Source organism: Ruegeria sp. H8, from assembly GCF_056532905.1.
On sequence record NZ_JBQFNY010000002.1, the window covers coordinates 441,248 to 466,860 of the forward strand.

25 protein-coding genes are annotated in these 25,613 nt (G+C 60.7%); 21 read left to right on the top strand and 4 right to left on the bottom strand.

Annotated elements, in window-relative coordinates:
• Window positions 1–30: 30 nt before the first annotated feature.
• Window positions 31–1,806: a sensor domain-containing diguanylate cyclase gene (locus tag ACR0A2_RS08610; RefSeq protein ID WP_480834740.1), complete on the bottom strand. Its 1,776-nt coding sequence runs from the start codon at window positions 1,804–1,806 to the stop codon at window positions 31–33.
• 179 nt (window positions 1,807–1,985) lie between these two features.
• Between ACR0A2_RS08610 and ACR0A2_RS08615 the strand changes: the two genes are divergently transcribed.
• Window positions 1,986–4,379 (top strand): ATP-dependent helicase, encoded by a 2,394-nt coding sequence (locus tag ACR0A2_RS08615; RefSeq protein ID WP_480834741.1) that lies wholly within the window; start codon window positions 1,986–1,988, stop codon window positions 4,377–4,379.
• 4 nt (window positions 4,380–4,383) lie between these two features.
• Here the strand turns inward: ACR0A2_RS08615 and ACR0A2_RS08620 are convergent, their stop codons facing one another.
• Both ACR0A2_RS08620 and ACR0A2_RS08625 read right to left on the bottom strand, forming a co-directional pair.
• Window positions 4,384–4,674 (bottom strand): DUF1330 domain-containing protein, encoded by a 291-nt coding sequence (locus tag ACR0A2_RS08620; protein ID WP_480834742.1) that lies wholly within the window; start codon window positions 4,672–4,674, stop codon window positions 4,384–4,386.
• A 373-nt stretch (window positions 4,675–5,047) separates the two neighbouring features.
• Entirely contained in the window at window positions 5,048–5,272 is a 225-nt protein-coding gene (locus tag ACR0A2_RS08625; protein WP_480834743.1) for a DUF1127 domain-containing protein, read from the bottom strand.
• Window positions 5,273–6,275: 1,003 nt separating this feature from the next.
• Between ACR0A2_RS08625 and mraZ the strand changes: the two genes are divergently transcribed.
• The 10 genes from mraZ (at window position 6,276) to ACR0A2_RS08675 (ending at window position 16,163) form a co-directional block, all read left to right on the top strand.
• Window positions 6,276–6,743: a division/cell wall cluster transcriptional repressor MraZ gene (mraZ, locus tag ACR0A2_RS08630; protein WP_480834744.1), complete on the top strand. Its 468-nt coding sequence runs from the start codon at window positions 6,276–6,278 to the stop codon at window positions 6,741–6,743.
• A gap of 4 nt (window positions 6,744–6,747) precedes the next feature.
• Window positions 6,748–7,743 (top strand): 16S rRNA (cytosine(1402)-N(4))-methyltransferase RsmH, encoded by a 996-nt coding sequence (gene rsmH / locus ACR0A2_RS08635; protein WP_480834846.1) that lies wholly within the window; start codon window positions 6,748–6,750, stop codon window positions 7,741–7,743.
• Window positions 7,740–8,108: a cell division protein FtsL gene (ftsL, locus tag ACR0A2_RS08640; protein ID WP_152458671.1), complete on the top strand. Its 369-nt coding sequence runs from the start codon at window positions 7,740–7,742 to the stop codon at window positions 8,106–8,108. The genes rsmH and ftsL overlap by 4 nt, the downstream gene beginning before the upstream one ends.
• Window positions 8,105–9,892, top strand: coding sequence for a peptidoglycan D,D-transpeptidase FtsI family protein (locus ACR0A2_RS08645; RefSeq protein ID WP_480834745.1), 1,788 nt, complete (start codon window positions 8,105–8,107; stop codon window positions 9,890–9,892). Before ftsL ends, ACR0A2_RS08645 begins: the two co-directional genes overlap by 4 nt.
• Window positions 9,893–9,914: 22 nt before the next feature.
• A complete protein-coding gene (locus ACR0A2_RS08650; protein WP_480834746.1) occupies window positions 9,915–11,414 on the top strand; it encodes a UDP-N-acetylmuramoyl-L-alanyl-D-glutamate--2,6-diaminopimelate ligase in 1,500 nt (499 codons plus the stop codon).
• Complete coding sequence (locus ACR0A2_RS08655) at window positions 11,411–12,805, top strand: UDP-N-acetylmuramoyl-tripeptide--D-alanyl-D-alanine ligase (protein WP_480834747.1); 1,395 nt, start codon at window positions 11,411–11,413, stop codon at window positions 12,803–12,805. Before ACR0A2_RS08650 ends, ACR0A2_RS08655 begins: the two co-directional genes overlap by 4 nt.
• A 36-nt stretch (window positions 12,806–12,841) precedes the next feature.
• Window positions 12,842–13,924, top strand: a complete 1,083-nt coding sequence (mraY, locus tag ACR0A2_RS08660) for a phospho-N-acetylmuramoyl-pentapeptide-transferase (RefSeq protein ID WP_152458667.1) — start codon at window positions 12,842–12,844, stop codon at window positions 13,922–13,924.
• Window positions 13,925–13,937: 13 nt separating this feature from the next.
• Window positions 13,938–14,279, top strand: coding sequence for a hypothetical protein (locus ACR0A2_RS08665; RefSeq protein ID WP_171639104.1), 342 nt, complete (start codon window positions 13,938–13,940; stop codon window positions 14,277–14,279).
• A gap of 3 nt (window positions 14,280–14,282) precedes the next feature.
• Window positions 14,283–15,683 carry a UDP-N-acetylmuramoyl-L-alanine--D-glutamate ligase gene (gene murD, locus ACR0A2_RS08670; protein ID WP_480834748.1) on the top strand — a complete coding sequence of 467 codons (1,401 nt, stop codon included), beginning with the start codon at window positions 14,283–14,285 and terminating at the stop codon, window positions 15,681–15,683.
• 105 nt (window positions 15,684–15,788) lie between these two features.
• Window positions 15,789–16,163 (top strand): glycine zipper family protein, encoded by a 375-nt coding sequence (locus ACR0A2_RS08675; RefSeq protein ID WP_245217959.1) that lies wholly within the window; start codon window positions 15,789–15,791, stop codon window positions 16,161–16,163.
• Here the strand turns inward: ACR0A2_RS08675 and ACR0A2_RS08680 are convergent.
• Complete coding sequence (locus ACR0A2_RS08680) at window positions 16,160–17,341, bottom strand: BaiN/RdsA family NAD(P)/FAD-dependent oxidoreductase (protein WP_480834749.1); 1,182 nt, start codon at window positions 17,339–17,341, stop codon at window positions 16,160–16,162. The two genes, ACR0A2_RS08675 and ACR0A2_RS08680, sit on opposite strands and share 4 nt — an antisense overlap.
• A 189-nt stretch (window positions 17,342–17,530) precedes the next feature.
• Here ACR0A2_RS08680 and ACR0A2_RS08685 point away from each other — a divergent pair, with 189 nt between their 5' ends.
• The 10 genes from ACR0A2_RS08685 to ACR0A2_RS08730 all read left to right on the top strand — a co-directional run bounded on the left by ACR0A2_RS08685 (window position 17,531) and on the right by ACR0A2_RS08730 (window position 25,608).
• A complete protein-coding gene (locus ACR0A2_RS08685) occupies window positions 17,531–17,866 on the top strand; it encodes a cupin domain-containing protein (protein WP_480834750.1) in 336 nt (111 codons plus the stop codon).
• 226 nt (window positions 17,867–18,092) lie between these two features.
• Window positions 18,093–19,256: a putative lipid II flippase FtsW gene (ftsW, locus tag ACR0A2_RS08690; RefSeq protein ID WP_152458661.1), complete on the top strand. Its 1,164-nt coding sequence runs from the start codon at window positions 18,093–18,095 to the stop codon at window positions 19,254–19,256.
• Complete coding sequence (locus ACR0A2_RS08695; RefSeq protein WP_152458660.1) at window positions 19,256–20,353, top strand: UDP-N-acetylglucosamine--N-acetylmuramyl-(pentapeptide) pyrophosphoryl-undecaprenol N-acetylglucosamine transferase; 1,098 nt, start codon at window positions 19,256–19,258, stop codon at window positions 20,351–20,353. Before ftsW ends, ACR0A2_RS08695 begins: the two co-directional genes overlap by 1 nt.
• A complete protein-coding gene (murC, locus tag ACR0A2_RS08700) occupies window positions 20,350–21,759 on the top strand; it encodes a UDP-N-acetylmuramate--L-alanine ligase (protein ID WP_480834751.1) in 1,410 nt (469 codons plus the stop codon). Before ACR0A2_RS08695 ends, murC begins: the two co-directional genes overlap by 4 nt.
• A gap of 75 nt (window positions 21,760–21,834) precedes the next feature.
• Window positions 21,835–22,083, top strand: coding sequence for a DUF2484 family protein (locus tag ACR0A2_RS08705; RefSeq protein ID WP_152458658.1), 249 nt, complete (start codon window positions 21,835–21,837; stop codon window positions 22,081–22,083).
• Window positions 22,080–22,346 carry a DUF2484 family protein gene (locus ACR0A2_RS08710; protein WP_152458657.1) on the top strand — a complete coding sequence of 89 codons (267 nt, stop codon included), beginning with the start codon at window positions 22,080–22,082 and terminating at the stop codon, window positions 22,344–22,346. The genes ACR0A2_RS08705 and ACR0A2_RS08710 overlap by 4 nt, the downstream gene beginning before the upstream one ends.
• A gap of 24 nt (window positions 22,347–22,370) precedes the next feature.
• Window positions 22,371–22,664, top strand: coding sequence for a hypothetical protein (locus ACR0A2_RS08715; protein WP_480834752.1), 294 nt, complete (start codon window positions 22,371–22,373; stop codon window positions 22,662–22,664).
• Complete coding sequence (murB, locus tag ACR0A2_RS08720; protein ID WP_480834753.1) at window positions 22,661–23,587, top strand: UDP-N-acetylmuramate dehydrogenase; 927 nt, start codon at window positions 22,661–22,663, stop codon at window positions 23,585–23,587. Before ACR0A2_RS08715 ends, murB begins: the two co-directional genes overlap by 4 nt.
• Before the next feature lie 108 nt (window positions 23,588–23,695).
• The gene (locus tag ACR0A2_RS08725; RefSeq protein ID WP_480834754.1) at window positions 23,696–24,613 is read left to right on the top strand and encodes a D-alanine--D-alanine ligase; all 918 of its coding nucleotides are present in this window, start codon (window positions 23,696–23,698) and stop codon (window positions 24,611–24,613) included.
• Window positions 24,601–25,608: a cell division protein FtsQ/DivIB gene (locus tag ACR0A2_RS08730; protein WP_171227904.1), complete on the top strand. Its 1,008-nt coding sequence runs from the start codon at window positions 24,601–24,603 to the stop codon at window positions 25,606–25,608. Before ACR0A2_RS08725 ends, ACR0A2_RS08730 begins: the two co-directional genes overlap by 13 nt.
• The last annotated feature ends 5 nt before the right edge of the window (window positions 25,609–25,613 follow it).

Here is a 25,613-nt window from a genome sequence, read left to right on the forward strand (position 1 = left end):
TCCGACCTGCCATGCGATTCGGCAAGTTTTTTAAGCTGCATCCTTAGGTGGTTGCCGGTGTTCAGGCGGCGCATTTTTGGTCTGGTTCCTGGTGCCGCTTGCAACATGCACCTGGTTGCGCCCCTTGTCCTTGGCGACATAAAGCGCATCGTCTGCCGCGCGCATCAGGTCCTGCGGCATGGTGCCGTGGGCCGGGTAATGTGCGACCCCGACCGATATCGTAATGCGCGGCAATGCCTTCTCGCCATATCGTACGGTTACGGCTTCAACCGCCTGGCGCAGTTGTTCGGCTCGGGTCACGGCATCTTCGGGGCTGTTGTCAGGCAGGATCAGCATGAACTCTTCACCCCCGATGCGGCAGGCGACTTCGTCCCGGTCGCACCCTTGTTCCAGGGCGGCGCCGACGGCGCGCAACACCATGTCGCCCGCGTCATGCCCATGAGTATCGTTGAACTTCTTGAAGTGATCCACGTCCACGGCGATCAGGCTTAGCGCGGCGCCCGTCTGCTGGCTGCGGCTGATGGACTTGCGCAGCGTCTCGGTCATGTGGCGGCGATTGAACAGCCCGGTCAGGGGGTCTCGTACCGATTGGTCGTGAAGCTGATCCCGCATGCGGACATTGGCGATCGCCATACTGATCTGTTCGGCGCATAATTGGGCCAGCTTGCGGCTCTTGTTGAAGCAGTCTTCGCGCCCCTCAAGTGCCCGCAGATGCAAAAGACCGACGGTTTCGCCATGGGCCAGAATGGGAAAGCAGAAATAGGGCCGCCCGTCATGCGGTTCGGCGTGTTCGCAGACAAAATCAATCTCGGATGCGCCGAACTCGTAGGTCCGGCCGCGCCGCAAGCCCCAGCAACCTTCGGGGTGAATGTGGGATTTATGAGTTCCACCGTTCCAGCTGGCGCAGCCATCCAGCACATCGCGTGAGTTTGAATAGACATACACGCTGCCTTCGGCCTCTGGCAGGATGTGGGTCATGAAGCGAGACACCATGTCGAACAGTTCATCCAGCGACCGGCTTGATTGCAGCCATTCGTTCAATTCACCCAGCAGACGGACCTCTCGGGCCAGGCGCAGCTGCTCGTCCATCAGCTCCCTCTCTTTCTGGGCCCGTTTGCGAAGGTCGCGAACCTGACGGCGGTTGGTGCGATGGACAATCAGGATGACAGTCGTCAGCGCCAGCAGGGCGACCCCGCTCAGCAGCGCCAGAGACAGGCGAACGCGCGTGATGAACAGGTTCCGAAGGTCGGTTATGTCGGAATAGAACTCGATCGCGCCCAGGAACGTCGCATCCTTGATGATCGGCGTGTAGACCTCGGCCACATGGCGACTGCTGAGTTCTGTATCCTTGGGGTCATCGACAACAAAGGACTCAACTTCGGTAATCGGCTTTTCTTCGTGTTTGAAATAAAGGCCCCCGGCGGCGACGATCGACTGGAAATAGGGTTTCGTATTCACGAAGCCAACGTCACTTGCGCGGGTCGACCAGAACACCTGCCCCGAAGCATCAAACAGCTTGAAGCGGTAAATGTCCGTGGTTTCGGGCAGTAGCTCCAGAAACTGCCGGTCATGATCGGTCAATGCGTGAAAACGGAATGTCTGTTCAAGATCGTTCAGATGGCTTTCGACCTGGCGGCTCATCCGCATCGCGTTCTTTCGCAGGTCTGCTTCCAACATGCGGTCAACCACTGGCGCCGGGGCGGCATAGATTCCCCAGCCCGCTGCTGCCGTCAGCGCGAGCAGCATCAGGGCCACGCCCATCATCTTAAGCCTCGAGGACTGACCCGTCAGTTCCGCCTGTTTCATTTGTCCGCTCCCACTACACTGTGCCAAACATCCCAGTCAGGATTTGACAGAGAGTTAACGGGGGTACGGGGCGGTGGTGTGTTTGTTTAGAATTGAATGCAAAAAGAAGTGCGGAAAGTCTGTGAACAAGCCGTGAACAAACCCTTTCCCTTCGCGCTTATCCGGCGTAGTTTGGGGCCATGAGCAGTTTTGACGAAATGGACGCCTTCGAGGGCGCATCGCTGTCGGCGCGGGCCATGGCCGTGCGCCCTTCGCCCTATCTGGATGAGCTGAACCCGGCGCAACGGGACGCGGTCGAGCGTCTGGATGGCCCGGTTCTGATGCTGTCAGGTGCCGGGACGGGCAAGACCAAGGCTCTGACCGCCCGGATCGCACATCTTCTCAACACCGCGCGCGCACGTCCGAACGAAATTCTGTCGGTAACCTTCACCAACAAGGCCGCGCGCGAGATGAAGGAACGGGTGGGCCGCCTGTTGGGGCAGCCTGCTGAGGGGATGCCATGGCTGGGTACCTTTCATTCGATCTGCGTCAAACTGCTGCGACGCCATGCGGAACTGGTCGATTTGAAATCGAACTTCACCATACTGGATACCGACGACCAGCTGCGCCTGCTCAAGCAGTTGGTGCAGGCCGCAAATATCGACGACAAACGCTGGCCTGCACGGATGTTGCTGGGAGTCATCGACGATTGGAAGAACCGTGCGCTGACACCCGACAAGGTGCCAGCCGCCGATGCCGGGGCCTATGACAACAAAGGCATTGAGCTGTATGCCCAATATCAGACCCGCCTGCGCGAACTGAATGCGGTGGATTTCGGCGATCTGCTTCTGCACATGGTTACGATCTTCCAGACCCACCCGGATGTGCTGGAGCAATACCAGCGCTGGTTCCGCTATATCCTGGTGGACGAATATCAGGACACCAACATCGCCCAATATCTGTGGCTGCGCCTGCTGGCCGGGGGGCACAAGAACATCTGCTGCGTCGGCGATGACGATCAGTCGATCTATGGCTGGCGCGGGGCCGAGGTGGGCAACATCCTGCGGTTCGAAAAGGATTTTCCCGGCGCGTATGTGGTGCGGCTGGAACAGAACTACCGCTCGACCCCGCATATTCTGGCGGCCGCGTCGAACGTCATTCGCGGCAATGAAAACCGTCTGGGCAAAGAACTGTGGACCGAAGCCGAGGAAGGCCACAAGGTCCGCCTGATCGGCCATTGGGATGGCGAGGAAGAGGCCCGCTGGATCGGCGAGGAGATCGACGCGATGCAGGGCGGTACGCGCGGTATTCGCCCGATGAACCTTGATGAGATCGCGATCCTCGTGCGCGCCAGCCACCAGATGCGCGCCTTCGAAGACAGGTTTCTGACCATCGGTCTGCCCTACAAGGTGATCGGCGGCCCGCGATTCTATGAGCGGATGGAGATTCGCGATGCCATGGCCTATTTCCGGCTGGTGGTCAGCCCCGAGGATGATCTTGCGTTTGAGAGAATCGTAAACACGCCGAAACGCGGCCTTGGCGACAAGGCGCAGCAAACCATCCAGATGACCGCGCGCGAAAATGGGGTGTCATTGGTCGAAGGGGCTCGGATTGCGGTCGACAACGGGCTGATCAAGGGCAAAGGCGGCAAAGCGCTGCGCGAACTGATCGACGGTCTGGCGCGTTGGAATGCGATGACGCGTGGGCCGCGGATCGAGGTGGACGACGATTCGGTGATCGATGACGGTTCGCCCCTGCGGTTCGGCGCACCCGAGCATACGCATATCGAACTTGCGCAGATCATTCTCGACGAATCCGGCTATACGGCCCACTGGCAGAACGACAAGACGCCAGAAGCACCGGGGCGCCTTGAAAACCTCAAGGAACTGGTCAACCAGCTGGACAATTTCGAAAACCTGCAAGGGTTTCTGGAACATGTCAGTCTGGTCATGGACAACGAACAGGACAGCGACGGCGCCAAGGTTTCGATCATGACCCTTCACGCGGCCAAGGGGCTGGAATTTCCCGCCGTCTTCCTGCCGGGCTGGGAAGACGGGCTGTTCCCCTCGCAGCGGTCAATGGACGAATCCGGGCTCAAGGGGCTCGAGGAGGAACGGCGCCTGGCCTATGTCGGCATCACCCGCGCCGAAGAAGTTTGTACCATTTCTTTTGCCGCCAACCGGCGGGTGTTCGGGCAGTGGCAGAACTCCATGCCATCCCGGTTCATCGACGAATTGCCGGAAGATCACGTTGAGGTCCTTACGCCTCCGGGGCTCTATGGTGGCGACCAGCCCGCTGCGGGCATTGAAACCCGCGCGGCCGAAGCGAATGTCTACAACTCGCCGGGCTGGAGGCGGATGCAGGCGCGGCAGGGGCAATACGGCATGTCGCAGCCGCGCGAATCCCGCAACACGGTGATCGACGCGACCGCAGTGGCCAGTTTCACGCTGGGGGAACGGGTGTTCCACCAGAAATTCGGCTATGGCGCGGTTGTCGGGATCGAGGGCGACAAGGTCGAAGTCGAATTCGACAAGGCAGGCACAAAGAAAGTGGTCTCGCGTTTTCTGACCAACAAGGATGACGTCCCGTTCTGAGGCGTCATAGCCCTTCGACCAGAACCAGGTTGGTCGAGGCGGTGGCTTGCCGGATCTTCGCCAACTCGATGTAATCAGGGTCATCCTTCCAGGCTTTCGCCGCGGCAAGGTCCGGAAACTCCATCAGCACAATGCCACCTTCGGGCCAATCGCCTTCGATCCGTTCAACCGGTTTCGATGAGACCGTGAGCAGGCGGCCTTTGTGGCGGTCGAAGATTGGCATGAAACCCGCCAGATAATCCTGATACCCATCCGGGTCGTGGATGTCGATCTGCGCGATGAAATAGGCGGCCATTGTTTCCTCCGGATCAGAAATCAGAGGACCATCTTACACCTATGTCAGAAAAACAAAAAAACGGCGGTTCCCAGGGAGGAGGAAGGGGAACCGCCGTCTTGTCAACATCAGAGCAGGGAGGAGGAGAGCCCCGATGTATTCGAACCCGGGTTTGAGCCCGGTATGGAGAAGACGCGGCGACGTCAGGGAGGAGGAAGGCGTCGCCGCGCGCTTTCAACATCAAGGCAGGGAGGAGGAGAGCCTCGATGTATCAGGATCCGGCGGGTTGAGGCCGGTATTTGGTGCGGCAACGTCAGGGAGGAGGAGAGACGTTGCCGCTGATAACAGACCCTAAGGGAGGAGGAAGGGCCTGATCTCGGTATTCGTGGCGCGCCTATTGCGCGATTTGATCGTTTGCGGCCTGCATGGCCACCCGACGGATCATGGACCGATGCAGGCCCAGATCGGCCAGTTCACGGTCCGACAGTCCTGCCAACTCATTGACGGTCTGGCGATACATACGATAGCGGGCAAAACGCGCCTTTGCGTTTTCGATCAAAGTTGCGATTCCGAACGCCGGTGCGCTCTTCGAGGCTGTATGTGTGCTTGCGACTGCCATGCTCATCATCCGTATTTATCTGCTTTGCCGATTACGCTCGGCCCTTGCTTGAGGTTGAAAATAGGCAAATGCTGCGATTGCACAATAGGTCGCGTCGTCAATGCTGCTATGCAGCAAGCGCATAGATTGGTTCAGTTTTTTCCTTCAACTCGAAATGCGCCTTGAAACATTGGGCCTTCCCTTGGGTCATGGGTAACAGCGGAAACATGGCCTTCTGATGGCTTGCCCTTTAATTGAGCGGTGTTGGTTGGAATTTGTGCGCAACAAAACAATTCTAGACGTGCGTGTGACCGAAGCGTCAGGCAAAGCACGGCGGTTCAGCTGTTCCTTTATGCCCAGTTTGCCGGTTTCGCAGGTCGCAGGGCCTATTGCCTGAACGCCACGGGATTTCATGGGCTGATGTGGTTGTCGGGGGCGAAGTCCCGTCGGAATTGCGCTCGAAATGCGAATGATTCTGCGAGATCGCTGCCCAAGGATGCCGGGTTTTTCCATCCAGAATGGCAGTTTTTTAGATTTTCTGGGAAATCATGGGAAAAAAATTGCAACTTCAAATCATCTATATATAGGGGGTGTTGTGTTGCATGGATCTACAGTTGGTGCTGTTGCGCTCAAACTTCATGGTGATATTGTGCCTGGAGCGTGATTCATGGAACACGGTCGGCAAGATTCCTATTGATTTCCATGAATTCCCATGGCATCCCTAATACATCCGATGAGGACGAGGCAGCAGGGGCGCCAAACGACCCCGACCAAAAATAATCAGGTTTCATACAGGCATCTCGCTTTCATCAATCAAGAGATCCGGCGCGCGGGCGAGCAGACATCCCCCCAGGTGGCGCGTGCAGCTGGACATCCCGCAAAGCGGGTCAATGCGGCGGGTTGATCAGTGGCAGCAGATCAACCCGCCGTTTTTCATCCGGGGGGAACGCGAATTTCAAGTGGGGCGCAAGCGAAAGGGACAGTCGTCTTGGCGCGCAGGTTTAGAGGTGAAAGCCACCATAAGGTGGATGCGAAAGGCAGGGTGTCGATCCCGGCCTCGTTTCGCCGCGTGCTTGAATCCTCCGATCCCAACTGGCAACCCGGCGACAATCCAGAGCTTGTGATCGTCTACGGGGATCATCGCCGCAAATACCTGGAATGCTATACCATGCAGGCCATCGACGAGGTCGATGCCAAGATCGACGCGCTGCCACGCGGTTCGATGAAGCGCAAGATGTTGCAGCGCCTGTTCCACGGGCAGTCCTTCCCGACCAATGTCGACGAAACCGGGCGGCTGGTCCTGCCCGCAAAGCTGCGCAAGAAGATTGGTCTTGAGGCAGAGGCGTTTTTTATCGCCGCCGGGGATACTTTTCAGATCTGGAAGCCCGAGACCTACGAATCCGAGGAATTGGCGGCGACCGAGGAATGGCTCGACGGCCTCGGCGACGATGTTGATCCGCTGGAATTCCTCGATGAAGTCGAGGGCGGGTGACGGCATGGCGGCCGCGGATCACCCACAACCGGACGCGCCTCACATCCCTGTCTTGCTGCGCCCGCTCCTGGCGGCGGTGGCGCCGGTCACGGGCGTGTGGCTGGACGGAACCTTTGGGGCCGGGGGCTATACGCGCGGCTTGCTGGAGGCCGGGGCCGACAAGGTGATCGGCGTGGATCGCGACCCGCTGGCTTTTGAGATGGCGTCAGACTGGGCGGGCGCCTATGGTGATCGGCTGGTGATGCAGCCCGGCGTGTTCTCTCGTATGGATGAATATGCGCAGAACCTAGACGGCGTTGTTCTGGACCTTGGCGTTTCCTCGATGCAGCTGGATCAGGCCGATCGCGGGTTTTCCTTCATGAAGGATGGGCCTTTGGACATGCGCATGAGCCAGGATGGCGAAAGCGCCGCCGATCTGGTCAATACCGCGACCGAGGCGCAACTGGCCGACATCCTGTTCCACTATGGTGAAGAGCGCGCCAGCCGCCGGATTGCCAAGGCGATCGTCAAAGCGCGTGCGGAAGAGCCGATCACCACGACCCTGCGTCTGGCCGAGATCATCGAATCCTGCCTGCCGCGTCCTAAACCGGGTCAATCCCACCCGGCCACGCGCAGCTTTCAAGGGCTGCGGATCGCCGTGAATGCAGAATATGAAGAACTGTTTCAGGGGCTGATGGCCGCTGAACGTGCTTTGAAGCCCGGCGGGCAACTGGCTGTTGTCACTTTCCACTCCATTGAAGACCGAATGGTGAAACGGTTTTTCCAGTCCCGCGCGGGCAAGACGGGGCGCGCGAACCGCTATGCGCCCGAGATTGAACAGGAACAGCCGCAATTCACACTGAAGACCCGCAAGGCGGTGGGGCCAGATGAACAGGAATTGCAGGAAAACCCGCGCGCGCGCTCGGCCAAACTGCGCGTGGCGATCCGAACCGATGCTCCGGCGGGGGAAATTGAAGCGCGGGCCATCGGCATGCCGCAACTGGGGGGAAGGGCAAGATGAAGAGTGTTTTGTATGTGTTGACTGCTCTGTCCGTGTTCGGGTTGGCGTTGTGGGCCTATCAGGAAAACTACCGAACCCAGCAAGTGGTAAAGGAAACCCAGTCTTTGCAGCGCGAGATCGGAATGGCACAGGTGCGCTTGGCCGTTCTGAACGCGGAATGGGCCTATCTGAACCGCCCGGACAGGCTGCGCGAACTGGCCGACCTGAACTTTGAACGCCTTGGCCTGCTGCCGTTGCGGGCCGAGCAGTTCGGACGCGCGGATCAGATCGCCTATGCCGAAGACCCGGACCTGCCCGTCGTTGATCCGATTGAATTGCAGGCCATCACCGACATTCAGGCTTTGGGCGAGGTGCAAATTCCATGACCCGCACCCCTCTGCGCCCCCTGGCCCGAATCCTGGATGCCCGAGCGCGGGGCGAAAACCCCAAGGCAATCGAGCGTGAGAACATCCGCAAGCGTCACGAGGATATGAAAGATCGCGCCCGCGCCCGTGCCGAAGGGCGTCTGCTGGTACTGGGCCTGTTCTTCTTCTGCGCTTTTTCCGTTGTCGGCTTCCGCATGGGCATGCTGGCGACCTCGGAAGCACAAGAGCCTCTGGCCAGCGCGCCGGGCGCAGCGATTGCCATGCAGCGCGCCAACATCGTCGATCGCGAAGGGCGCATACTGGCCACCAATCTGGACACCTATTCCGTTTACGCGCAGCCCCCTTTGATGATCGATCCCGTCGCCGCCGCAGAGCAGTTGGTTGCGATTTTTCCTGATCTGGACAAAGAGCGGCTGATCAAGGACTTCACCGGCAACCGCAAATTCCTGTGGATCAAGAAACGCATTTCGCCCGAGCAGAAGCAGGCCGTGCACGACATCGGTGATCCCGGCATTCTGTTCGGTCCGCGTGAAATGCGGCTTTACCCCAACGGGCGACTGGCCGCTCATATCCTGGGCGGGTCCGGTTTTGGTCGTGAAGGCGTCAGCGCCGCCGAAGTGATCGGCGTGGCTGGTGTGGAAAAGCAGTTCGACGATTATCTGCGCGATCCGGCCAACGGTAACAAGCCGCTGCAACTGTCGCTGGACCTGACGATTCAAGCCGCAGTTGAACAGGTTCTTTACGGCGGTATGAAGATCATGAATGCCAAGGGGGCCTCGGCCGTTCTGATGAACGCGCATACCGGCGAGGTTATTTCCGCTGCTTCGCTGCCTTCTTTTGATCCGAATGACCGTCCGCGCCCGCCGACATCGGGCTTTGACCCCTCGGACAGCCCGCTGTTCAACCGTTATGTGCAAGGCGTGTATGAACTGGGATCTGTTTTCAAGATTTTCACCGCGGCACAGGCCGTTGAACTTGGGTTGGTGAATTCTAACACCATCATCGATACGTCCGGGCCGATGAAGATCGGCCGCTTTCCAATCGGCGAATTCAACGGCAAGAATTACGGCAAGATCAGCGTGGCGGATGTGATCGTCCACAGCTCGAACCGAGGCACGGGGCGACTGGCCCTGCAAATCGGGGCCAAACGGCAGCAGGAGTTTCTGGACGCGCTTGGCATGTTCGATCCGACCCCATTCGAGATTGTCGAGGCCAAGGGCGGTGTGCCGCTGAAGCCGAAGAAATGGGGCGAGCTCAGTACCGTGACAATTTCCTATGGCCATGGCCTGTCGACCAGCCCGATGCATCTGGCCGCGGGATACGCGGCGATTGCCAATGGCGGGCATTACGTCAGCCCGACCATTCTGCGCCAGAACGGCCCGCAATACGGGCCCCGTGTCATGTCGCAGAACACTGCACGGCAAGCGCAAAAGATGCTGCGCAAAGTGGTAACGGACGGCACCGCCAGTTTCGCCGAGGTCAAGGGCTATGACGTGGCGGGCAAGACCGGTACGGCCGACAAGCCCAAACCGCGCGGCGGTTACTATGATGACAAGGTCATTGCCACCTTCGCGACGATCTTCCCGGCCTACGATCCGCAATACGTTCTGATCGTGACGTTGGACGAGCCTTCGATCGTGGCCTACGGTGAAAAACGCCGCACGGCCGGTTGGACCGCCGTGCCTGTTGCCGCCGAACTGATCGGACGCGTCGCACCGTTGTTGGGGTTGCGTCCCCGGCTTGAGCCTGAGGCGGGCGCTGCTATAACGCTGACCTCAAACTAGGCTGTCCGGCAAGAGGTGGGTCATGGGCACAAGGACGAAGAAACTCAGCCAGCTGGCCCTGACCGCAAGAGAGGGCGCAAACCCGGATATCACTGGTCTGGCCGTTGACAGCCGCGAGGTGAAAGAGGGCTTCCTGTTTGCCGCGCTGCCCGGGTCCCGTGTTCATGGCGCAGAGTTCATCCAGTTCGCCCTGCGCATGGGGGCCGCTGCGATCCTGACCGATGCCGAAGGGGCAGAGATCGCCGAGGCCGAACTGGCAGCCTCGGACGCAGCGCTGGCCGTGGTGGAAGACCCGCGACAGGCGCTGGCCGGTGCCGCGGCGCTGTGGTTCGGCGCGCAGCCGCAAACCATCGTGGCCGTTACGGGAACGAACGGCAAGACATCTGTTTCCACCTTCGTCCGGCAGATCTGGTCCGCGCTTGGCCACGCCGCCGTCAACCTCGGCACCACCGGCGTTGAAGGTGCGTGGACAGCGCCGCTGGCCCATACCACGCCCGAGCCGATCACCTTGCACCGCTGTCTGGCCGAGGCGGCCGAGAACGGCGTGACCCATGCCGCAATGGAGGCTTCGTCCCACGGCCTTGAACAGCGCCGCCTTGATGGCGTTCACCTGACCGCCGCCGGTTTCTCGAACTTCACGCAGGACCATCTGGATTACCACGAAACCTTCGAGGCCTATTTCAACGCAAAGGCCGGTCTGTTCGACCGGGTTTTGCCGCAGGATGGAACGGCCGTCGTCAACCTGAGCGATCCGAAAGGGGCCCAGGTCCGGCGGATCGCCGAGATGCGCGGCCAGTCGGTGCTGACGGTGGGGCTGGGCGATGCCGACCTGTGTCTGATCAACCAGCGGTTCGATACCACGGGGCAAGACCTGCGCTTTGCGTGGCAGGGCCGAACGTTCCAGACCCGCCTGAACCTGATCGGCGGGTTCCAGGCCGAAAACATCCTGCTGGCCTGTGGGCTGGTGATTGCTGCCGGGGACAGCCCTGAAAGCGTGTTCGAAACTCTGCCCCATCTGACGACGGTTCGCGGGCGGATGCAACTGGCAGCCACGCGTGACAATGGAGCGGCGGTGTTTGTGGATTATGCCCACACGCCTGATGCTGTTGCCACGGCACTCAAGGCGCTGCGCCCGCATGTGATGGGCCGTCTGATTGCCGTTATCGGTGCGGGCGGGGATCGCGACGCCAGCAAACGCCCCTTGATGGGTAGGGCGGCAGCCAACCATGCAGACGTGGTCTTTGTCACCGATGACAACCCGCGCAGCGAAGATCCCGCAGTCATCCGCGCGGCCGTAATGGCAGGCGCGTCAGAGGCAGCAGGTGACGCCAGCGTGACCGAAGTCGGCGACCGCGCCGAGGCCATCCTGCGCGGCATCGATGCGCTGCAACCCGGTGATGCGCTGCTGATCGCCGGAAAGGGGCATGAAACCGGTCAGATCGTGGGGGATCAGGTTCTGCCCTTCGACGATGTGGAACAGGCCAGCATTTCCGTTGCAGCGCTGGACGGGAGGGTCGCATGACGCTCTGGACTGCATCCGAAGCGGCCGCGGCGACGGGCGGTCAGGCGACGACCGACTGGACCGCAAATGGCGTATCCATCGACACCCGCACTCTTCGACCCGGCGATCTGTTCGTGGCGCTGAAAGCGGCACGGGACGGGCATGATTTCGTGGCACAGGCGATGGAAAAAGGGGCAGGCGCCGCACTGGTTTCCCGTGTTCCGGACGATGTGCCCGAAGGTGCCCCCCTGCTGATCGTCAAAGACGTTCAGGCGGGGCTAGAGGCCCTGGGGAAAGCAGCGCGGGCCCGAACGGATGCGCGCGTGGTCGGCGTGACAGGCAGTGTGGGTAAAACATCGACCAAGGAAATGCTGGCGACAATTCTGGAAACCCAAGGGAAAACCCACGCCAGCGTCGCCAGTTACAACAACCATTGGGGCGTGCCCCTGACCCTTGCGCGGATGCCTCGCGACATCGAATTTGCGGTGATCGAGATCGGCATGAATCATCCCGGTGAAATTGCCCCGCTCGCCGAACAGGCCCGCCCGCACGTGGCGCTGGTGACGACCGTGGCGGCAGTGCATCTGGAGGCTTTCGAGTCGGTGGCTGGTATTGCCCGGGAAAAAGCGGCGATCTTTGAAGGGCTTGAGCCTGGAGGGGCTGCGATCGTCAATGCAGATATCGACCACGCGGACATCCTGCGCCAGACAGCGCAGGCGCAGGGGGCCGGGATTGTTGATTTTGGGCGCAGCGCGGCGGATTACCGGCTGACCGATGTTCAACCCGAGTCCAACGCCGTGAAGGCCAGCGCATTGGTCGGTGATCAGGTGATCCAATTCAAGGTGAACTCCGCCGGCACGCATTTCGCGATGAACGCGCTTGGCGCTTTGGCGGCCTGCGTCGAATTGGGGGTCGATCTGGATCAGGCCATCGCGGGCCTGCCTGCGTGGTCACCCGTCAAGGGGCGTGGGGTACGCGAAAGCGTGCCATTGTCAGGGGGCGGGCAGATCGAGCTTTTGGATGACAGCTACAACGCCAACCCGACCTCGATGGAGGCTGCTCTGGATGTCTTGGCCGCCTCCAAAGGCACCCGCCGCATTGCGTTTCTGGGTGACATGAAGGAACTGGGCGCCCAGGAAGAGGCCATGCATGCCGCCATGGCGGATATCGAGGCGATGGCGCGGGTGGATCAGGTTCATTGCATCGGGCCGTTGATGCAGGCGATGCATCGCGCGCTGCCCGAGAAGAAACGTGGGCTCTGGTTCGCAACCAGTGCGGAAATGGCGGAACATCTGCCTGCCTTGATCCGGGATGGAGACACGGTGCTCGCCAAGGGCTCACTCAGCATGGCGTTGGCCGCGATTGTTGACGGTCTGCGCAAAATGGGGCAAGGGGGCGCGCTTGATGGGTGAACTTGCCCGCGCGTCTCGTGTGAGAAAGGTATTGTCATGCTGTACTGGTTGACCGCTCTGTCGGACGGAGGGGATTTCTGGAACCTCTTCCGGTATATCACCTTCCGCGCAGGCGGTGCCTTCATGACCGCGCTGATCTTTGGATTCATCTTCGGAAAACCCCTGATCAACGTGCTGCGCAAGAAACAGGGCAAAGGCCAGCCGATCCGTGACGACGGCCCCGAAGGGCATTTTTCCAAGGCAGGCACACCGACGATGGGCGGATTGCTGATCGTCGGAGCTCTGGTCACGTCAACCCTTGTCTGGGCGCGGTTGGACAACCCTTATGTCTGGATGGTTCTTTTTGTGACCTTGTCTTATGCGGCCATCGGGTTTGCGGACGACTATGCCAAGGTTTCAAAACAGAATACGCAAGGGGTCTCGGGCCGGATGCGTCTGGCGTTGGGCGTGATCATCGCCGTGCTGGCCTCGCTTTGGGCGACGTTGCACCATCCCGAAGCCTTGCAGAACCAGCTGGCTGTACCCGTCTTCAAGGACACGCTGGTCAATTTGGGCATCTTCTATATCCCCTTTGCGATTGTCGTGATCGTGGGGGCCGCCAATGCGGTGAACCTGACCGACGGTCTGGACGGGCTGGCCATCATGCCGGCGATGATCGCAGCCTCGACTCTGGGCGTGATCGCCTATGCGGTCGGTCGGGTCGACTTTACCGAATATCTCGATGTGCATTACGTGCCAGGTACCGGTGAGATCTTCATATTCACCTCCGCGTTGTTCGGGGCCGGCCTCGGGTTTCTCTGGTACAACGCCCCCCCGGCGGCGGTGTTCATGGGTGACACCGGATCGCTGGCCCTGGGCGGCGCGCTGGGTGCCATCGCCGTAGCCACCAAGCACGAGCTGGTTCTGGCCGTGGTCGGCGGCCTGTTCGTGGTCGAGGCGCTGAGCGTGATCATTCAGGTCCTCTACTTCAAGCGCACGGGCAAACGGGTCTTCCTGATGGCCCCGATCCATCATCATTACGAGAAAAAAGGCTGGGCCGAGCCGACCATCGTGATCCGCTTCTGGATCATCTCGCTGATCCTGGCGATGATCGGTTTGGCGACGTTGAAGGTAAGGTAGAGGAATACAAAAGATGCATTTTGACTTCACAGACTCGAGCACAAACTCAGGCCGGGTTGCAAATTTCGCTCGTGGATTTGGGGGAATGCTGGGGTTCGGCATAGCAACGCTTTGGTTTGCTGAAAAATTTGCCTTTTCTTTGTATGGTGCGGCTTGTGCGTTTGGCGCTTTTATTTGTTTTGCCGGTTTTCTTTTGAGCCTTGCCTATACTTATGATTCCGGTCTGAAAGTTTTGAGCAAAGGCGAGAGCTTAGAACTGCAATTCGTGAACTACATGGGGTGGAGGTCGCTCGCGATAGTAGTGTTTACTATTATTTCCATAGTAATCGTACTCGTCAGGTACTTCGGTGACTAACAAATGATCCCGGTCAAAGGCTTTTCAGGACAGAAAGTGGCCGTTCTGGGGCTGGGCCGGTCCGGTCTGGCCACTGCACGTGCGCTGCGCGCGGGCGGGGCGGAACCGGTGTGCTGGGATGACAACCCGGCCGCCCGTGAAACCGCCGAAGACGAGGGTTTCACCTGCGCCGACCTGCGCAAGCATGGGGCATTTGACGACATCGCCTCGCTGATCGTCTCACCGGGCATTCCGCATCTCTATCCTGAACCGAACCCCGTGGTGGCGGCAGCCCTGGATGCAGGCGTGCCGGTGGACAATGACATCGGCCTGTTCTTCCGCTCCTTTGCCGGACCGGAATGGAACAACTACGACACGCCTCCGCGCGTGATCGCGGTGACGGGCTCGAACGGCAAATCGACGACTGCCGCTTTGATCCATCATATCCTGACCGAGGCCGGGCGCGAGGCGCAGTTGGCGGGCAATATCGGGCGCGGGGTTCTGGATATCGATCCGGGCGGTGATGGTTCGGTCGTGGTGCTGGAGCTTTCCAGCTATCAGACCGAGCTGGCCCGCGCTCTGACCCCCGATGTGGCGGTGTTCACCAATCTGTCGCCCGATCATCTGGACCGCCACGGCGGCATGGGTGGATATTTCGCGGCCAAGCGGCGCCTCTTTGCCGAAGGCGGCCCGGATCGCGCGATCATTGGCGTCGACGAAACCGAAGGTGCGTTTTTGGCCGGGCAACTGTCCGAAGGGCCATCGGATGACCGGGTGATCCGTATCTCGGTGGCGCGGAAGCTGACCGGGCCGGGCTGGCAGGTCTTTGCGCGCAAAGGGTTCCTGTCGGAATACCGCAAGGGGCGGCAGGCGGGGTCTATCGACCTGCGCGCGATCAAAGGTTTGCCCGGTGCACACAACCACCAGAATGCCTGCGCGGCCTACGCGGCCTGCCGGTCGCTGGGCCTTGCGCCGCGCGTGATCGAAGATGCGCTGCATTCCTATCCGGGCCTGCCGCATCGCAGCCAGATCATCGCCGAGGCCGATGGGGTTACCTATGTCAACGACTCCAAGGCGACCAATGTCGACAGCGCCCTGAAAGCGCTTATGGCGTTCAAAAAGATCCGATGGATTTGCGGCGGTCTTGAGAAAGAGGGCGGCATATCAGCCGTGAACACGGCGACGGGCGAGGTCATCAAGGCATATGTCATCGGACGCGAAGCCGCGAGTTTTGCGATGCAGCTCGAGGCTGATACGCAGGTCTGTACGACGATGGAGGCCGCCGTGGCGCAGGCCATGGAAGATGCCGAGGCAGGCGACACTGTGCTGCTGGCCCCGGCTGCTGCCAGTTTCGACCAATATGACAATTTCGAACAGCGCGGCGAGGATTTTGCAGCGCAGGTCAAGCGCAGGCTGACAGAATAGCCATTTGCAATAGACCGCCGGCTGGGCCAAGCTTGGATGCTATCAGCTTGACGCGGCACCATTATTGGTTTTGCCTGCCAGCAGATTCAACACGAGGTTATGACCATGCCATTTCGTAGACTTTCTCTGATCCTGCCTGCCATTCTTGTTGCTGGGGCCTGTACGAACACGGGTGCCAACTATCAGCCCATCGTGGACGGCCCGGTCGGTCCGAACTACAACGTGGACCTGCAGCAATGCCAACAACTGGCGGCATCGCAGAGCAGCGTTGATGGCTCTACCGCAGGGAACGCAGCAATTGGCGCAGCGGGTGCCGCGGCCGTTACCGGGATCGTTCAGGACAGCAGCGACAATCTTGGTCGCGCGGCTGTGGCAGGTGCCCTGGTTGGCGCTGGCGCAGACGTCATCAATAAAAACCAGAACAAGGAAGTGATCGTGCGCAACTGCATGCGCGGGCGCGGCTACAACGTCGTAGGCTAACACCCTGCGGCAATTGCAACACCTGCGGCATGGCCTGACGACCATGCCCACTGGAAGTTGTAGCCGCCCAACCAGCCGGTGACATCCACCGCTTCACCAATCGCATAGAGGCCGGGGACATCCTTGGCCTCCATCGTTTTCGAGGACAAGTCATCCGTGTCGATCCCGCCCAAGGTGACTTCGGCGGTGCGATACCCTTCGGTTCCCGACGGCACCAGTTGCCACGCGGACAAGGCCGCGGTCAGCTCGGCCAGTTTCGCGTCCGACTGATCCGCCAGCTTCCCGGACATCGGAATGATCCGGCACAGGTGATCGACCAGCCGGGCCGGCAGATGCCGCGCCAGTTCAGTGGTCAGCGCCTTGCGCCCTGCGCTTTGCCGCTGTGTGCGCAACAGATCAAGCAGAGGCAGATCGGGGATCAGGTTCACCCGGATCGGCTCACCTTCGCGCCAGTAAGACGACAATTGCAACACTGACGGTCCGCTGAGGCCGCGATGGGTGAACAGCAGCGCCTCGTCGAAGCTGGCGCGATCATTCGACAGTCGCACGGGCAGTGAAACACCGGACAGGTCCTTGAACCGCCCGTCCGAGAAGGTGAACGGCACCAGCGCCGCCCGCGTCTCGGTCATCCGCAATCCGAACTGGCGCGCGATGTCATAGGCCAGCCCGGTTGCACCCATCTTGGGGATCGATTTTCCGCCCGTTGCCAGCACCAGATTGGTGCAGGTCAGGTGCAGCCTTTGCCCGTCACGCTCCACCTCCAGCGCAAAGCCGCTTTCGGTCTTGCGCAAATCGCGCAGCGAGGTTTGAACCCACAGCTCTGCTCCTGCACCGCTCATTTCATCCAGCAACATCCGGATGATCTGTTTCGAAGAGCCATCGCAGAACAACTGGCCCAGGGTTTTCTCATGCCAGGCGATGTTGTGACGTCCGACCAGATCGATGAAATCCCATTGGGTGTACCGTGCAAGGGCGGATTTGCAGAAATGCGGGTTTCGCGACAGGAAGTTGCCCGGCCCGGCATAAATGTTGGTGAAATTGCAGCGCCCCCCGCCCGAGATGCGGATTTTCTCGCCGGGTGCCTTGGCGTGGTCAATCACCAGCACGCGCCCACTGCAATGGGCCGCACACATCATGCCGGCAGCCCCGGCCCCAAGGATGATCGTGTCGTAGGTCATGCGCGGGGGATGGCGTGGATTAAACAAGATGGCAAGAGCCAATGCCGAAGTCGTGCGGCGCGCGCTCGCCGCGTTCTCGCAAATTCGAGGTCGGCTGACAGGGCGATTGCCAGAATTTCAGCGCACTGACATGCTGCGGCCATACCGCAAAGAGGTTTTGACAAGACAAACTGGCAAAAGGAACTCTGAATGCAATTCCCCGAATTTATTTCGTCATTTCCGAAACTGGATGTGCCTTTTCCTGAAGACGTGGTGCAGACGGCCGTCATTCGATCAGATGCAGGGCTGGTTGCTTTCTTCACTTTTCTCAAAGACATGGAGCTTCCCCTGCATTCGCATGGTGCCCAATGGGGGACGGTGGTTGTGGGTGAAATTGAACTCACGATCGGTGGCCAGACCCGCATCTACCGCCCCGGCGACAGCTACTCGATCCCAAGTGGAGTTGAGCACGGAGGGACCATCAAGGCGGGGTCCCGTGTCATTGACGTGTTTGAGGAACCCGACCGATATCCGATCAAGGAATAATGCATAGCGACCCGCCTTGTGGATCAACGCGCGCCACTCCGCTGAGCGGCGTGTCCAAAGCTGCAACAACCACAGGCCGCCACGTGCAGCCGGGGGTGCTTCGGGCATGGAAGGTCGATTTCTGCCTTGTGGCTTCATCCTACTAGCCCAAACACAAAAATCCCTGTAGAGTCTTAACCAGACCCCGAAAACGGGGCGTTGACGAGGCAGAGAGTGGCGGTATCTCATGACTGAGATGGTGTATGGCGCGGTCCAGGACCAGCGCGGAGAACCGATTCTACCGAAATGGTGGCGCACAATCGATCGCTGGACGATGTCCTGCGTTCTGATCCTGTTTGCCATCGGTCTTTTGCTGGGGCTGGCGTCTTCGCCACCGCTGGCCGGGCGAAACGGGTTCGATCCGTTCCATTATGTCGAACGTCAGGCCATCTTCGGCGGATTGGCGCTTATTGCGATGCTTCTGACCTCGATGATGTCGCCGACGCTGGTGCGCCGTTTGGCGGTGCTGGGTTTCCTGGGGGCCTTCGTGGCACTGGTTTTCCTGCCCGTGTTCGGGACCGATTTCGGCAAGGGTGCGGTGCGCTGGTATTCGCTGGGGTTCGCCTCGCTTCAGCCGTCCGAGTTTCTGAAGCCCGGCTTCATCGTCGTTGCTGCATGGCTGCTGGCGGCTTCACAAGAGATCAACGGCCCGCCGGGGCGGATCTGGTCGTTTGCCCTGTGCATGGCGATTGTCGGCATGCTGGTGATGCAACCTGATTTCGGTCAGGCCTGCCTGATCCTGTTCGGCTGGGGGGTGATGTATTTTGTCGCCGGGGCGCCGATGCTGCTGCTGGTCGGAATGGCCGGGTTTGTTGTTCTGGGCGGTATGTTCGCCTATTCCAATTCTGAACACTTTGCCCGCCGTATCGATGGCTTTCTGAATCAAGAGGTCGATCCGACCACCCAGTTGGGCTATGCCACCAACGCCATCCGCGAAGGGGGTCTGTTCGGCGTCGGTGTGGGTGAGGGGCAGGTCAAGTGGTCGCTGCCGGACGCACATACCGATTTCATCATCGCGGTCGCGGCCGAAGAATACGGCCTGATCCTGGTACTGATCATCATCGCGCTTTATTCGTTGGTCGTGGTACGCTCGTTGCTGCGCCTGATGCGGGAACGCGACATGTTCATCCGGCTGGCGGGCACCGGTCTGGCCTGCATGTTCGGCGTACAGGCGATGATCAACATGGGTGTTGCGGTACGTCTGTTGCCCGCGAAGGGCATGACGCTGCCTTTTGTCAGCTATGGCGGCTCATCCCTGATTGCAGGGGGTATTGCGATCGGAATGCTGCTGGCCTTCACCCGAACCCGCCCACAGGGCGAGCTTGGCGAAATTCTGCGCGGACGAGGATAATGGGGACTCCATACCTGTTGATTGCGGCTGGCGGTACCGGGGGGCACATGTTCCCGGCTCAGGCGCTGGCCGAGGCGATGCTGAACAAGGGCTGGCGTGTGCGCCTGTCTACCGACCCGCGCGGCGCCCGCTATACCGGTGGTTTCCCGCATTCGACCGAGATCGTAGAGGCATCATCGGCCACTTTCGCGCGTGGCGGTCTGGCGGCCAAGGCCATGGCCGGCCCCAAGATTGCCGGTGGCGTGGCTGGCATGGTGTTCCAGATGATGCGGGACAAGCCCGACGTCGTTGTCGGTTTCGGCGGGTATCCCTCGATCCCGGCGCTGAGCGCTGCGACCATGCTCAAAATCCCCCGCATGATCCACGAACAGAACGGGGTGCTGGGGCGTGTGAACCAGTTGTTCGCCACCCGTGTCGCGCAGGTGGCCTGCGGTGTGTGGCCCACGGACCTGCCCGAGGGCGCGCATGGCATCCACACCGGAAACCCGGTCCGGTCCGCCGTTCTGGACCGCGCCGCGGCCGGTTACATTCCGCCCGGTGATTATCCGATGTCGGTCCTTGTCATGGGCGGGTCGCAAGGCGCACGCATCCTCAGCGATGTGGTGCCCGGTGCCATCGCCGCACTGCCCGAAGAAATCCGCACTCACATCCGCGTGGCACATCAGGCCCGGGACGAGGATGGCGAGCGCGTCACAGCCTTCTACAACGAACACGGCATCCGCGCCGACGTGCAGCCCTTTTTTGATGATGTCCCCCGTCGCATGTCGGATGCCCAACTGGTGATCTCGCGGTCTGGCGCGTCCAGCGTCGCCGATATCTCGGTCATCGGGCGCCCGTCGATCCTGATCCCCTTTGCCGCCGCCGCCGGAGATCACCAGACGGCCAACGCACGGGGCTTGGTGCAGGCGGGCGGGGCCATCATGATCCCGGAAAAGGCTCTTGACGTTCCCGCGCTGACACAGCAAATCACCACGGTTCTCACGAACCCCGAAGCCGCACAGAAAATGGCCCATGCCGCCTTGTCCGTCGGGGCACCTGACGCCACCGAGCGTCTGACCGCTCTTGTCGAACAATTGGCGCAGAAGGAGACCACATGAACCCAGCAACCAAACTGCCGCAGGACGTAGGGCCGATTCACTTTGTGGGGATCGGCGGGATCGGAATGTCAGGTATCGCCGAGGTGCTGCTCAATCTGGGGTACCAGGTTCAGGGCTCGGACCTGAAGGCATCGAAGATCACCGACCGGCTGGCAGGTCTGGGGGCCGAAATCTTTGTCGGTCAGCGCGCGGAAAACCTTGAAAACGCGGCCGTTGTGGTGGTCTCGACCGCGATCAAACCGGGCAACCCCGAGCTTGACGGCGCCCGTGCCCGCGGCCTTCCGGTGGTGCGCCGGGCTGACATGCTGGCCGAACTGATGCGGCTGAAATCCAACATCGCCATCGCCGGGACTCACGGCAAGACCACCACGACCACGATGATGGCCGAACTGATGGTGGCGGGGGATTTTGACCCGACCGTGATCAATGGCGGCATCATCCATGCCTATGGCTCGAACGCCCGGATGGGGCAGGGCGAATGGATGGTGGTCGAGGCCGACGAATCTGACGGCTCGTTCAACCGCCTGCCCGCGACCATCGCTATCGTCACCAATATCGACCCCGAGCATATGGAGCATTGGGGCGATTTCGACAAATTGCGCGCGGGTTTCCATGAATTCGTCTCGAATATCCCCTTCTACGGGCTGGCTGTGTGTTGCACCGACCATGCCGAGGTGCAGACGCTTGTCGGCCGCATCACCGACCGCCGCGTGCGCACCTATGGCTTCAACGCGCAGGCCGATGTGCGGGCCGAGAACCTGACCTACAAGGGCGGCGTCGCGCATTTCGACATTCACCTGCAATACGAAGACAAGGTGATCGAAGGCTGCACCCTGCCGATGCCCGGCGACCACAACGTCTCGAACGCTTTGTCCGCCGTGGCTGTTGCCCGCCATCTGGGAATGAAAGCCTCGGAAATTCGCGACGCGCTGGCCAATTTCGGTGGCGTCAATCGCCGCTTTACCAAGGTCGGAGAAGTCGACGGTGTCACCATCATCGACGACTATGGCCACCACCCCGTTGAAATCACCGCAGTCCTGAAGGCCGCGCGACAGGCGACCGAAGGCCGCGTGATCGCCGTGCACCAGCCGCACCGCTATTCGCGCCTGTCCAACCTGTTTGACGATTTCTGCACCTGCTTCAATGACGCCGACGTCGTGGCCATCGCCGATATCTTCGCCGCCGGAGAGGACCCGATCGAAGGCGCATCGCGCGACGATCTGGTGCAGGGCCTGATCCGTCACGGCCACCGCCACGCCCGCGCGCTGTTTGACGAAAACGATCTTGAGCGGCTTGTGCGCGAGCAGGCCCGCCCAGGCGATATCGTCGTCTGCCTCGGGGCCGGTACAATCAGCGCCTGGGCCAATGGTCTGCCTGAGAGATTGCAACGAAAACAAGCTGTTTGACTTCTCTTCTGTTTGGTGCACAACCTGAAGGTGTAGCAAATGCCCGCAGCCGCCGCATGTCCTCGGAGGGGACAGATGGACTATTCGATGATCCTTGCCGCCCTTTGGGTGATCTGCGCCACGATCGTGGCGTTCTTGCCGATGCGAATGCAGTTTCCACCGGGCGTGACCCTGCTGATCTGCGCTCCGGTTCTGATCGTCTGGCTGGGTTATGATCACGGTTGGTTCTGGTCGGTTTTCGCCTTCGGCGGATTCGTTTCGATGTTCCGCAACCCCATCCGGTATTACTGGCGAAAATGGGTGCGTGGGGAGGTCATGGAATGAACTGGTCCATCGTTCTTGCCGGTCTGTGGGGTGTTTCCGCGAATCTGCTGGCAATGATCCCGAGCAAAGACAACCACTGGACACGCGCCTATATCCTGATCGCCGTGGGCATTCCGATTCTGGGGTATGTCACCTATCAGAACGGCCCGTGGATCGGCTTGCTGGTGCTGGCCATGGGTATGTCCGTGCTGCGCTGGCCCGTGATTTATCTGACCCGTTGGACAAAAATGAAAATGCAGGGCATGAAGGCGGCTGACGAATAACCGGCCAGTTTCAGGAGGTCCGCCATGGCGTCCGTCGCCACATTTGCCTATCTGCCAATTCTTTCTTTCCTGCTAGGTGCCGCCGCCGGTTTCACGGCGGGCCGTTGGCTGGGCCTGCGCGGCTTGTTGTGGCTGATCGGTCTGGCCTCGGCCGTCGGGCTGGCGTTGATCGTGGTGCTGGCCGGTATTGGCACCGACGAAGAAGAACAGGCGTTCGGCCCGCTGGTCTGGCTGACCGCCGGCGTTCTTCCCTTTCTGTTCGCTGCAATCATGGGCGGTGTGGGCGGACGTAGCCTGGCGGTGCGTGCAGACGCATGACAACGTTTCCCGTTCCGAAAGGTCGCCTGTCTCGGGCGCGGCCTCTCTCTGAGCTCACATGGCTTCGCGTTGGCGGCCCGGCCGATTACCTGTTCCAGCCTGCCGATATCGAAGACCTGCAAGCGTTCCTGCGGGAACTGCCGGCACAAACCTCGATCTTTCCGATGGGTGTCGGTTCGAACCTGATCGTTCGGGATGGGGGGCTGCGGGCCGTGGTGATCCGTCTGGGGCGCGGGTTCAATAATATCTCGGTCGAGGGCAACACAGTCACCGCAGGAGCCGCTGCGCTGGACGCGCATGTTGCGCGCAAGGCGGCGGATGCCGGTGTCGACCTGACCTTTCTGCGCACCATTCCGGGCTCGATCGGCGGCGCGGTGCGGATGAACGCGGGCTGTTACGGCAGCTACACGGCGGATGTTCTGCGCAAGGCCACGATTGTCACCCGGCAAGGCGAGCTTGTGGACCTGACACCCGAAGAGTTGAATTTTCGTTATCGCCAGACGGACCTGCCGGAAGGCGCAGTGCTGATTTCGGCTGTGTTCGAGGGCCCTTCAGGCAATCCCCAAGATCTCCATGCCCGTATGGCGGCGCAGTTGAAAAAGCGCGACGAAACCCAGCCGACCAAAGATCGCAGCGCGGGGTCGACCTTTCGCAATCCAGCCGGGTTTTCTTCGACCGGGCAGGCGGATGACGTGCATGATCTCAAGGCGTGGAAAGTGATCGACGACGCCGGAATGCGCGGCGCGACGCTTGGCGGTGCGCAGATGAGCCCGAAGCACTCGAATTTCCTGATCAATACCGGCGCGGCAACCGCTGCCGACCTCGAAGGTCTTGGCGAAGAGGTGCGAAAAAAGGTTTACGAAACAAGCGGCATCACGCTAGAGTGGGAAATCATGCGGGTCGGTGATCCGCTGACAGAATAAAGCCCCAACCGTCAGACCATAACAGGCAAATTCAGGCGACGGATCAAAGGCATAAACGCAGTACGGACCACGACATAAGGTCCGGGGACATTGAGGCGCACATTGGGTATGTCGAGCAGGACAAACCCCAAAGTGGCGGTATTGATGGGTGGACCCTCGGCGGAACGCGAGGTGTCTCTCAGCTCTGGGCGCGAATGCGCGGCCGCCCTTGTGGGAGAAGGCTTTGAAGTGGTCGAACTGGACGCAGGTCCCGACCTCTGCGCGCGCCTTGTGGACATCAAACCGGATGTGGTTTTCAACGCCCTTCATGGCCGCTGGGGCGAAGATGGCTGTGTGCAGGGCCTGCTGGAGTGGATGCGTATCCCTTACACCCATTCCGGTGTGCTGGCCTCGGCGCTGGCGATGGACAAGCAGCGCAGCAAAGAGATTTACCAGACCGAAGGGCTGCCCGTCGTACCGAGCGTGATCGTGCCCAAGGTCGAGGTGGTCGAAGCTCACGTGATGGAGCCACCCTATGTGGCCAAGCCGAACAACGAAGGCTCCAGCGTTGGGATTTACATCGTCCACGAAAATGCCAACGGCCCGCCGCAGCTGGACGAGGCGATGCCCGATCTGGTGATGGTCGAGAAATACGTGGCAGGCCGCGAGTTGACCGTGACCGTGATGGGCGACCGCGCCCTGACCGTGACTGAAATCATGACAGATGGCGGCTGGTACGACTATGACGCCAAGTACAAGCCCGGCGGCTCGTGGCATGTCCTGCCCGCCGACATCCCGCAGGACATTTTCGACCGCTGCATGGACTACGCTGTGCGGGCGCATAATGTGCTGGGGTGCAAGGGTGTGTCCCGCACGGATTACCGCTGGGATGACAGCAAGGGTGCCGATGGGTTGTTCCTGCTGGAAACCAATACCCAGCCCGGCATGACGCCAACCTCTCTGGTCCCGGAACAGGCCGCTCATCTTGGAATGACATTCGGCCAGCTCTGCGCCTGGATGGTGGAGGACGCCTCATGCGACCGCTGACCGCCAGCCGTTCACTGGAAATCCACCGCAGCAAACCACTTGCGGGACCGGATGCCGATTTCGCCTCGGCCGACACGGACTCGCACGAGGCCGAACCGCTTTTGCGCCTGCGCGGTGCGCGTGTGTTTTCCCGCTCCGCAAGACGCAGTGACCCTGCGCCGTCCCGTCTCAGCTATCGGCTGCAACGTTGGATGCTGACTCCGGGCATTCGCCTTGGTGTCAAGGTTGGCCTGCCGATCTGCGCCATCGCTGCGGCGCTTGGCATCTTCTTTGCCTCGCAGGACCGTCGCGACGCACTTGCCGCTTATATCGCCGATGTGCGCACTTCGATTCAGGAGCGCCCCGAATTCATGGTCAACCTGATGGCTATCGACGGGGCCGGAACCGACCTGTCCGAAGATATCCGCGAAATCGTGCCGCTGGATTTCCCGATCAGTTCCTGGGATCTGGATGTGGAACAGATCCGCGACACGATCACCGGGCTGGACCCGGTGAAATCCGCAACCGTCAGAATCCGCCCCGGAGGCATCCTGCAAGTCGATGTCGTCGAGCGTCAGCCGGTGATCGTCTGGCGAACGCGCGAGGGGCTTGAACTGCTGGATGAGACAGGCGCGCATGTCAAGGAAGCCACCTCTCGCAAGGATCACGCCGATCTGCCGCTGATCGCGGGGACGGGCGCCGACGATCACGTCGGAGAAGCACTGGAGCTTCTGCTGACTTCGCGCAGCCTGGGCAATCGCGTGCGCGGCTTGGTGCGCGTGGGAGAGCGGCGCTGGGATCTGGTGCTGGACCGTGGTCAGCGCATCATGCTGCCGACCGAACGCCCGGTGCGTGCGCTGGAACGCGTGCTTGCCGTGAACGAGGTGCAGGACCTTCTGGAACGTGACGTGGCCGTGGTCGACATGCGCCTAGGGCAGCGCCCGACCATCCGAATGACCAAAGCCGCCAGCGAAGACTGGTGGAACACAAAAGTGACAGTGAGTAACGGGCAGTAACGACC

What these genes read in the sequence shown, in the direction of transcription:
- ACR0A2_RS08610 (WP_480834740.1), bottom strand. Translation starts at nt 1,806, where the DNA reads ATGAAACAGGCGGAACTGACGGGTCAGTCCTCGAGGCTTAAGATGATG.
- ACR0A2_RS08615 (WP_480834741.1), top strand. Translation starts at nt 1,986, where the DNA reads ATGAGCAGTTTTGACGAAATGGACGCCTTCGAGGGCGCATCGCTGTCG.
- ACR0A2_RS08620 (WP_480834742.1), bottom strand. Translation starts at nt 4,674, where the DNA reads ATGGCCGCCTATTTCATCGCGCAGATCGACATCCACGACCCGGATGGG.
- ACR0A2_RS08625 (WP_480834743.1), bottom strand. Translation starts at nt 5,272, where the DNA reads ATGGCAGTCGCAAGCACACATACAGCCTCGAAGAGCGCACCGGCGTTC.
- rsmH (WP_480834846.1), top strand. Translation starts at nt 6,748, where the DNA reads ATGGCGGCCGCGGATCACCCACAACCGGACGCGCCTCACATCCCTGTC.
- ftsL (WP_152458671.1), top strand. Translation starts at nt 7,740, where the DNA reads ATGAAGAGTGTTTTGTATGTGTTGACTGCTCTGTCCGTGTTCGGGTTG.
- ACR0A2_RS08645 (WP_480834745.1), top strand. Translation starts at nt 8,105, where the DNA reads ATGACCCGCACCCCTCTGCGCCCCCTGGCCCGAATCCTGGATGCCCGA.
- ACR0A2_RS08650 (WP_480834746.1), top strand. Translation starts at nt 9,915, where the DNA reads ATGGGCACAAGGACGAAGAAACTCAGCCAGCTGGCCCTGACCGCAAGA.
- ACR0A2_RS08655 (WP_480834747.1), top strand. Translation starts at nt 11,411, where the DNA reads ATGACGCTCTGGACTGCATCCGAAGCGGCCGCGGCGACGGGCGGTCAG.
- mraY (WP_152458667.1), top strand. Translation starts at nt 12,842, where the DNA reads ATGCTGTACTGGTTGACCGCTCTGTCGGACGGAGGGGATTTCTGGAAC.
- ACR0A2_RS08665 (WP_171639104.1), top strand. Translation starts at nt 13,938, where the DNA reads ATGCATTTTGACTTCACAGACTCGAGCACAAACTCAGGCCGGGTTGCA.
- murD (WP_480834748.1), top strand. Translation starts at nt 14,283, where the DNA reads ATGATCCCGGTCAAAGGCTTTTCAGGACAGAAAGTGGCCGTTCTGGGG.
- ACR0A2_RS08675 (WP_245217959.1), top strand. Translation starts at nt 15,789, where the DNA reads ATGCCATTTCGTAGACTTTCTCTGATCCTGCCTGCCATTCTTGTTGCT.
- ACR0A2_RS08680 (WP_480834749.1), bottom strand. Translation starts at nt 17,341, where the DNA reads ATGACCTACGACACGATCATCCTTGGGGCCGGGGCTGCCGGCATGATG.
- ACR0A2_RS08685 (WP_480834750.1), top strand. Translation starts at nt 17,531, where the DNA reads ATGCAATTCCCCGAATTTATTTCGTCATTTCCGAAACTGGATGTGCCT.
- ftsW (WP_152458661.1), top strand. Translation starts at nt 18,093, where the DNA reads ATGACTGAGATGGTGTATGGCGCGGTCCAGGACCAGCGCGGAGAACCG.
- ACR0A2_RS08695 (WP_152458660.1), top strand. Translation starts at nt 19,256, where the DNA reads ATGGGGACTCCATACCTGTTGATTGCGGCTGGCGGTACCGGGGGGCAC.
- murC (WP_480834751.1), top strand. Translation starts at nt 20,350, where the DNA reads ATGAACCCAGCAACCAAACTGCCGCAGGACGTAGGGCCGATTCACTTT.
- ACR0A2_RS08705 (WP_152458658.1), top strand. Translation starts at nt 21,835, where the DNA reads ATGGACTATTCGATGATCCTTGCCGCCCTTTGGGTGATCTGCGCCACG.
- ACR0A2_RS08710 (WP_152458657.1), top strand. Translation starts at nt 22,080, where the DNA reads ATGAACTGGTCCATCGTTCTTGCCGGTCTGTGGGGTGTTTCCGCGAAT.
- ACR0A2_RS08715 (WP_480834752.1), top strand. Translation starts at nt 22,371, where the DNA reads ATGGCGTCCGTCGCCACATTTGCCTATCTGCCAATTCTTTCTTTCCTG.
- murB (WP_480834753.1), top strand. Translation starts at nt 22,661, where the DNA reads ATGACAACGTTTCCCGTTCCGAAAGGTCGCCTGTCTCGGGCGCGGCCT.
- ACR0A2_RS08725 (WP_480834754.1), top strand. Translation starts at nt 23,696, where the DNA reads ATGTCGAGCAGGACAAACCCCAAAGTGGCGGTATTGATGGGTGGACCC.
- ACR0A2_RS08730 (WP_171227904.1), top strand. Translation starts at nt 24,601, where the DNA reads ATGCGACCGCTGACCGCCAGCCGTTCACTGGAAATCCACCGCAGCAAA.